We start from the raw sequence: 6,612 nt of genomic DNA on the forward strand, positions 1-6,612 counted from the left end.
ACCGGCTTCCCCACCGGCGGAACAGACACGCACGTGCTTCTACGAGCTTAGCGGGACCAGTGGGATTACTGCGACGGGTGTGAGAAATCGGTTTTCATCCCGGGTACCCGATCGTCATTCGTGCGACGCGCCCTGTTCCGCGGAACGTTGCTTGGAGGCGTGTAGCGCCTCGATGAAGCTCGACCGCAACGCGCCGCGCTCGAGCACCCGCAGCGCCGCCGCCGTCGTGCCTGCGGGCGAGGTGACCGCGGCCCGCAGATCGACCGCGCTCTGCCCGGTCTCGTCCAGCAGCGCGGCCGAGCCGATCATGGTCTGGACGACCAGCTGGCTGGCCACATCGCGGGTCAGCCCCAGGCTCACGCCCGCATCGATCATCGCCTCGACGACGAGGAAGAAATACGCCGGTCCCGAACCCGACACCGCGGTGACCGCGTCCATCTGGGCTTCGGGCACCGTCACCACCTGACCGACGGCTTCGAGCATCTCGCCGACGATCTCCAGCTGCTCGGCGTCGGTGTAGCGGCCGGCGGCGAGCACGCTCATGCCCTGCCCGACCAGCATCGGCGTGTTCGACATGACCCGGACCACCGCGAAGCCCGCGGGCAGCTTGGACTCCAGCCGCGTGGTGGTGACGCCGGCGGCCAGCGAGACGAGCACCTGCTCCCGGCCGGTGTCCAGGTCGGCCTTGGACAGGTCGGTGAGCACCGAGTCGACATCGCCCGGCTTGACCGCGACGACGACGATGTCGGCACCGACGACCGCGTCGGCGACCGATCCGGTCACCCGGATCTTGAACCGCTCGGCGAGCTGAGCCGCCCGCGCGGCGACCGGCTCGACGACGACCAGTTCCTTGGTCGCCCTACCGGATTCCAGCAATCCGGCGACCAGCGCCTCACCGATCCGCCCGCCACCGACCACCGCAATTCTCGTCATACAGACAAGGTTAGTGGTGCGGTGTCCCTCAGCGCGCCGCCGGGATCAACGCCAATTGGCGGCTCTGGGCGACGACGGCGCCGGTGGAGTCGATGACCAGCTGGTCCTCGTCGAACATGCGCTCACCGACCTCACGGGCGGTCGCGATGACCCGCAGCCAGCCCGGGGCGGGGATGCGGCGCAGGTAGGTGGTCATCTGGACGGTCGGCGACCAGCCGAAGTGGCCGAGGTTCATCGGCACCGGCGGGCTCATGTCGGCGGCCATCATGGCGAAGGCGGCGCGCACGCGCGGGTCGGCCTCGTCGCCGTCGAGCGGCCGGATCCACAGCCGAGCCCGGGGCGGGCCGGTCTCGCCGCGGGCGAAGTCGGCCCAGGTCGCGTCTAGAAAGACCCGTGACACCTCGCCGACGTGCACGATCTTGCCCATCGGCGAATCGGGGGTGTACTCGAGCGCGCCTGCGTCCGGCTCGGCGGGCATGTCGGTGCCGGTGTCGCTGAAGCGGGTGCCGTCGGTGTCGAGGTGGCCGAAGGTGAAGGCGGTGCGCACCAGCGTGCGCCCGTCCTGGATCAGCTCCGCGTCGGCGAGGCAGATCTGGCGGCCCTTCTTGCGGATGTGGACCGCGTACTCGACCTCGCCGGGCTCGGGGGCGCCGAGGAAGTCGGAGCTGGCCGCGATGGGCGCCATCTGCGCGAGCGCGGGGTCGGCCTCGGTGAGCCAGCGGGTGGCCGCGGCGGCGCTGGCGGCGACCATGGTGCCGCCGTGCACCTTGGGACCGATGGTCCAGGTGGGCGCGATGATGCCGACGTAGCGCCCGGTGTCGGCATCGGTGGTGGGGAGCTCGGTCAGGTCGACCACCTGACTGAACGGCGCGTCGGTCGCGAGTTCTCGCGTCATCGTCACTCCTGGTCGCTGTGCAACGGCAATTCGTACAGCGTACAAGCAGGCAACGGCGACCACCATGGCGCGGCGGTGTGATGTGTCAGGAGCGGTCGGCGTGGGTCGCGCCGGTGAGATGCCTGCGCGCGAAATCGAGGGTGCGCCCGAGCAGCGCCGAGCGCTCGGCGGTGGTCCGCGCGGTCTGGGTGTTGATCTCGGCCACCGCGTGCCCGGTGAAACCGGTGTGCACCAGGTACTCGCACAGCTGCGCGCACGGCTGGGTGCCCTCGCCGGGGACCAGGTGCTCGTCGTGCGCGGCGCCGCGACCGTCGGCCAGGTGCAGATGCACCAGGCCGTCGCCCATCCGCCGCGCCAGCTCCAGCGCGTCGGCGCCCGCGGTCGCGGTGTGCGACAGATCGAGGGTGTAGTGCTCGAAGCCGATGTCGGTGGGATCGAACGACGGACTGAACGCGCTCACCGCCCTGCCCGGCCCCGATCGGCGTTCCAGCCTGCGCACCGCGCCCTCACGGAACAGGGTGTCGGCCCGCATCGGGAACATGTTCTCGACCGCGACCTTCACCGGATAGCTCGCCTCGAGCTCACCGACCTGGTCGGCGAAGCCCTTGGCGTAGCGGCGCTGCCAGCGAAACGGCGGATGCACCACCACGGTGTCGGCGCCGAGCGCCTGCGCGGTACGCACGCTGCGTTCCAGCTTGGCCACCGGGTCGGCGCCCCAAACCCGCTGGGAGATCAGCAGACACGGCGCGTGCACGGCGAGCACCGGAACGCCGTAGCGCTTGACGTAGGACTGCACGGTCGCGATGTCCTGGCTGGCCGGCTCGGCCCACACCATCAATTCCACACCGTCGTAACCCAATTCGGCCGCGTAGCGGAACGCCGCCTGCGTGTTCTCCGGATACACCGATGCCGTCGACAGCCCGATTCCGATGTCCGCCCGCGCGTTCCCCACAGCCCACTCCCTGCTTCAGCTGGTACTGAGGAGAAAGGCTAGCGGTCCCAGCGTCACGAAGACGCCTACGACGACGGCGATCACAGTGCTGAAGATGTCGTCGGTGCGGCGCAGCACCCGGACCAGGGCGACGAGTCCGAGGATCACGACCATCGCGAGGGCGAGCGCCACCCACGGCAGCGTCTCCCACATCGTCTCGAAACCCTTGAACAGCAACATGCCCGCGACCGCGGCGCCGACGCTCTGCCCGGCGAGGATCAGCCACTGACGGCGGTTGGCGTCGTCGGTGGCGCTGCGCGCGGAGCGGGCACCGGCCCGGCCGGCCGCCATCCGGCCTGCCGCCACCCGGCTCGCACCGACCCGGCTCGCGGCCATCCGGCTCGCGGCCCGCGACTTGGCCCTGCGCGCCACCTTGGACGCGGCGGCCTTGGTCGCGGCCCGCCTGCTCGCCCTGGTCGGCTTCGGCTCGGGCTCGTAGTCGTCGTAGTCGTCCTCGTCGTCGTACTCGCCGTCGTCGTAGTCGGCGTCGGAATAGTCGTTGTCGGCGTAGTCGCGGTCGACGTAGTCGGACTCGGCGTAGTCGTCGGTGTCGGGGTCGGCGCCCGGCTGCTCGGCGCCGACACGATAGACCTCGGTGCGCGCGTCGGCGTCGTCGGCGCGCTGCCGCAGCAGGTCACCGGCCACCGACTGACCGGCGATCAGGGGTTGTTCCTGGCTGACCGGCGACCACGCGGCCGTGGCGAAACCACCGCTGTCGGGTGCGGATCCCTCGGCGTCGGGGCGATGCCTGCGCGCCGACCACGACGGCAGTCCGCCCTTCTTCTCCGCGTCGGGTGCGGAGCGTCGGCGATCCAGCGACGGGCGCTGATCGGCCTCGGGAGCCTGCGGCCAGCCGGTCCCCCGCGCCTGCGGTGCGTCCGGAGCCGGCTTGAAGGCCTGGGTGGCGTCGTCCTGGCGCCTGCCGAGCGCCGCATCGACATCGGCGAAACCGCCGAAGCCAGGGACCGAATCCGGACGTGGCCCGAAGGCGGGTCCCGCATCGGGGTAGCCACCGAAGCCCGGTGCCTCAGCACCCGGATAGCCGTTGAACGGTGGCGCGTCCTGGCGGCCGTTGAAGCCACGCGGAGCCTCATAAGGTTCGTAACCGGCAGGCGTGTAACCGGACGGCTCCGCGACAGGCGCGGCGGCGGCTTCCTCCGCGGCCTCGGCGGCCCGCCTGCGCGCGGCGCGGCCACCGGTGACCGGGGGCGCCTGCGGCGGCTCGGGAACCTCTTCCGGATCGGGCTTACGACGACGGCCACCAGCGGCTCCCGGCACCGCGGGCAGCGCGCCGGAGCCGAACATCTCGGCGATGCCGGGATCGACAGGCTGCGCCGAGCCTGGCGCGCCGAGCCTGCCGGGACCACGCCCGGTGGCACGTGTCGAGGTGTCGCGGGTCGAGGTGTCGCGCGCCTCCGCCCGGAACGGACCGAACGGATCGGACGACGGACGCGGCCCCGCCACGCCGAGCGGATCGTTCGGGTCGGGAGCGGAGAACCCCGAGTGGGGGTCGAAGCGGGTGATCGGCCCTGACATCGGCGAGAACGCCGGCTCGGCCGGGCCCGGCGGCGGATACGGCGCGGGCTCATAACTCGCGGGCGGTGCGTAGCTCGCGGGTGGTTCGTAACTCGCCGGTTCCGGCGCAGGCTGGTAGGTCGGGGCGGCCGGTTCGGGCGCGGGCGCGGCGTGCGAGTTCGGCTTGACGGCCGCGTTCTCCCCGGTCAGATCGTTGACCGAGAGCCCGCGCCCGCTGCGTCTGCGGCGGCCACCGCCACCCGACGGCGCCGAGGCGCCCTGCGCGGCATTGCGCGCGAGTAGTTCGGCGACGGATAGCTGTTTCGAATCCTCACCACTCATGCCGACTCCGCTCTCGCCGCCGGTTCGGCCGGCGGCAGGATGACCGGCCCTCCATTGGGCTCGCTGTCCAGTTTGCGCAGGATCAGGCCTTCGCGCAGCGCCCATGGGCAGATCTCGATGCTGTCGAGCGACAACGCCCGCATACTCGCCTCCGCGACCAGTGCGCCGGCCACCAACTGCTGGGACCGGTCCGAACTCACACCTTCCAGCTCGGCGCGGTCGGCCGCGGTCATCCGGGAGATGAACGCGATCAGCTGGCGCAAACCGGAGCTGGTCAGTGTACGGCGCACCCGTGGACCGGCGGCCGAGGGTGCCGCACCGGTCAGCCTGGCCAGCGAACGGAACGTCTTCGAGGTGCCGACGGCCAGGTCCGGCTTGCCCGGTTCGATGAGGGTCTTGCTCGGCGCGACCAGCTCCGCGTCGAGCCAGTCACGCAGGACCGCGATCTTGCGCTTGCCCGGTGGATCGTCGCGCAGCCACTCCCTGGTGAGCCTGCCGGCGCCGAGTTGCAGCGACAGCGCGACGTCGGGTTCCTCGTCGCCGCCGTTGGACATCTCCAGCGAACCGCCGCCGATGTCGAGATTGATGATGCGGCCCGCGCTCCAGCCGAACCAGCGGCGCACCGCGAGGAACGTCAGCCTCGCCTCGTCGTCGCCGGAGAGCACCTCCAGATCGACACCGGTCAGGGCGCGCACCCGGGCCAGCACTTCCTCGGAATTGGTCGCCTCACGCAGCGCCGAGGTCGCGAACGGCATCAGCTCGACGCACTTGGAATTGCGGGCCAGATCGGCGAACTCGGCGATGGTCGCGACCAGCCGCGCCTCGCCCGCCTCGGTGATCCGCCCGTCGCCGTCCATGTTCTCCGACAGCCGTAACGCCGACTTCGACGAGCTCATCGGCATCGGGTGTCCACCACGATGCGCGTCCACCACGAGCAGGTGAACGGTATTGCTTCCGACATCGAGAACACCAAGCCGCACAGGAATACGGTACTTGGTGATCCCGTCCTACAGGTCAGGCGACTGAACTGTTAGCGTCATAAGTTGTGACCGAAGGCGCATCTGGTTCCGCGGAGACCGGGCTCCGACCTGGGCGAAAGATCAATCCGAGCCCCGAGGTCGAGCTCGACTTCCCGCGCGAATGGATCGAGTTCACCGACCCAGCAAACGACGAGCACCAGATCGTCGCCGACCTGACCTGGCTGCTGTCGCGCTGGTCGTGTGTATTCGGCACACCGGCCTGTCAGGGGATCATCGCCGACCGCCCCGACGACGGGTGTTGCTCGCACGGCGCATTCCTCGCCGACAAGGACGACCGCAAGCGCCTGGCGAGTGCTGTGAAGATGCTCACACCCGAGGACTGGCAGCTGATGGGCGAGGCCACCGAGAAGGGCAAGGTGGTCAAGAAGGGTTACCTCGAACTCGACGAGCTCGAGGACGAACCCGCCCTGCGCACCCGCCGCTTCGACGGCGCCTGCATCTTCCTCAACCGCCCCGGTTTCGCCGCGGGCCCCGGCTGCGCGCTGCACATCATGGCGGTGCGCAAGGGCATCGAACCGCTCGAGGTGAAGCCCGACGTCTGCTGGCAGCTGCCGATTCGCCGCACCCAGGACTGGGTGGAGCGCCCCGACGGCGAGCAGATCCTGCGCACCGTGGTCACCGAGTACGACCGCCGCGGCTGGGGCCCCGGCGGCCTCGACCTGGATTGGTACTGCACCGGCTCCCCCGACGCGCACGTCGGCGCCAAGCCGGTGTGGCAGTCCTACGGCCCGGAACTGCGCGAACTGCTCGGCGCGCCCGCCTACGAGGAACTGGCTCGGCTCTGCCGCAGGCGCGAGGGTCTCGGCCTGATCGCGGTGCATCCGGCGACGGTCGAAGCCGAGCGAATGCGAACCGAGGATCACATTTCGGATCAGTCGGCGTGAGGTCCTCGTAAC

Annotated in this window: 6 protein-coding genes; 1 reads left to right on the plus strand and 5 read right to left on the minus strand. The window is 70.5% G+C overall.

Going from position 1 to position 6,612, the window contains the following annotated elements:
- Positions 1-114: 114 nt before the first annotated feature.
- The 5 genes from proC to ACFWF2_RS20360 all read right to left on the minus strand — a co-directional run bounded on the left by proC (position 115) and on the right by ACFWF2_RS20360 (position 5,656).
- Positions 115-933, minus strand: a complete 819-nt coding sequence (gene proC / locus ACFWF2_RS20340; protein WP_379308984.1) for a pyrroline-5-carboxylate reductase — start codon at positions 931-933, stop codon at positions 115-117.
- Between the two features lie 28 nt (positions 934-961).
- Complete coding sequence (locus ACFWF2_RS20345) at positions 962-1,828, minus strand: thioesterase family protein (protein WP_379308985.1); 867 nt, start codon at positions 1,826-1,828, stop codon at positions 962-964.
- A gap of 85 nt (positions 1,829-1,913) precedes the next feature.
- Positions 1,914-2,780 carry a sugar phosphate isomerase/epimerase family protein gene (locus ACFWF2_RS20350; RefSeq protein WP_379308986.1) on the minus strand — a complete coding sequence of 289 codons (867 nt, stop codon included), beginning with the start codon at positions 2,778-2,780 and terminating at the stop codon, positions 1,914-1,916.
- Between the two features lie 15 nt (positions 2,781-2,795).
- Complete coding sequence (locus ACFWF2_RS20355; RefSeq protein WP_379308987.1) at positions 2,796-4,676, minus strand: hypothetical protein; 1,881 nt, start codon at positions 4,674-4,676, stop codon at positions 2,796-2,798.
- Complete coding sequence (locus ACFWF2_RS20360) at positions 4,673-5,656, minus strand: hypothetical protein (RefSeq protein ID WP_379308988.1); 984 nt, start codon at positions 5,654-5,656, stop codon at positions 4,673-4,675. Before ACFWF2_RS20360 ends, ACFWF2_RS20355 begins: the two co-directional genes overlap by 4 nt.
- Before the next feature lie 65 nt (positions 5,657-5,721).
- Here ACFWF2_RS20360 and ACFWF2_RS20365 point away from each other — a divergent pair, with 65 nt between their 5' ends.
- Positions 5,722-6,600 (plus strand): hypothetical protein, encoded by an 879-nt coding sequence (locus ACFWF2_RS20365; protein ID WP_379308989.1) that lies wholly within the window; start codon positions 5,722-5,724, stop codon positions 6,598-6,600.
- The last annotated feature ends 12 nt before the right edge of the window (positions 6,601-6,612 follow it).

This window comes from Nocardia sp. NPDC060259 (assembly GCF_042728775.1).
Classification (GTDB): Bacteria; Actinomycetota; Actinomycetes; order Mycobacteriales; family Mycobacteriaceae; genus Nocardia.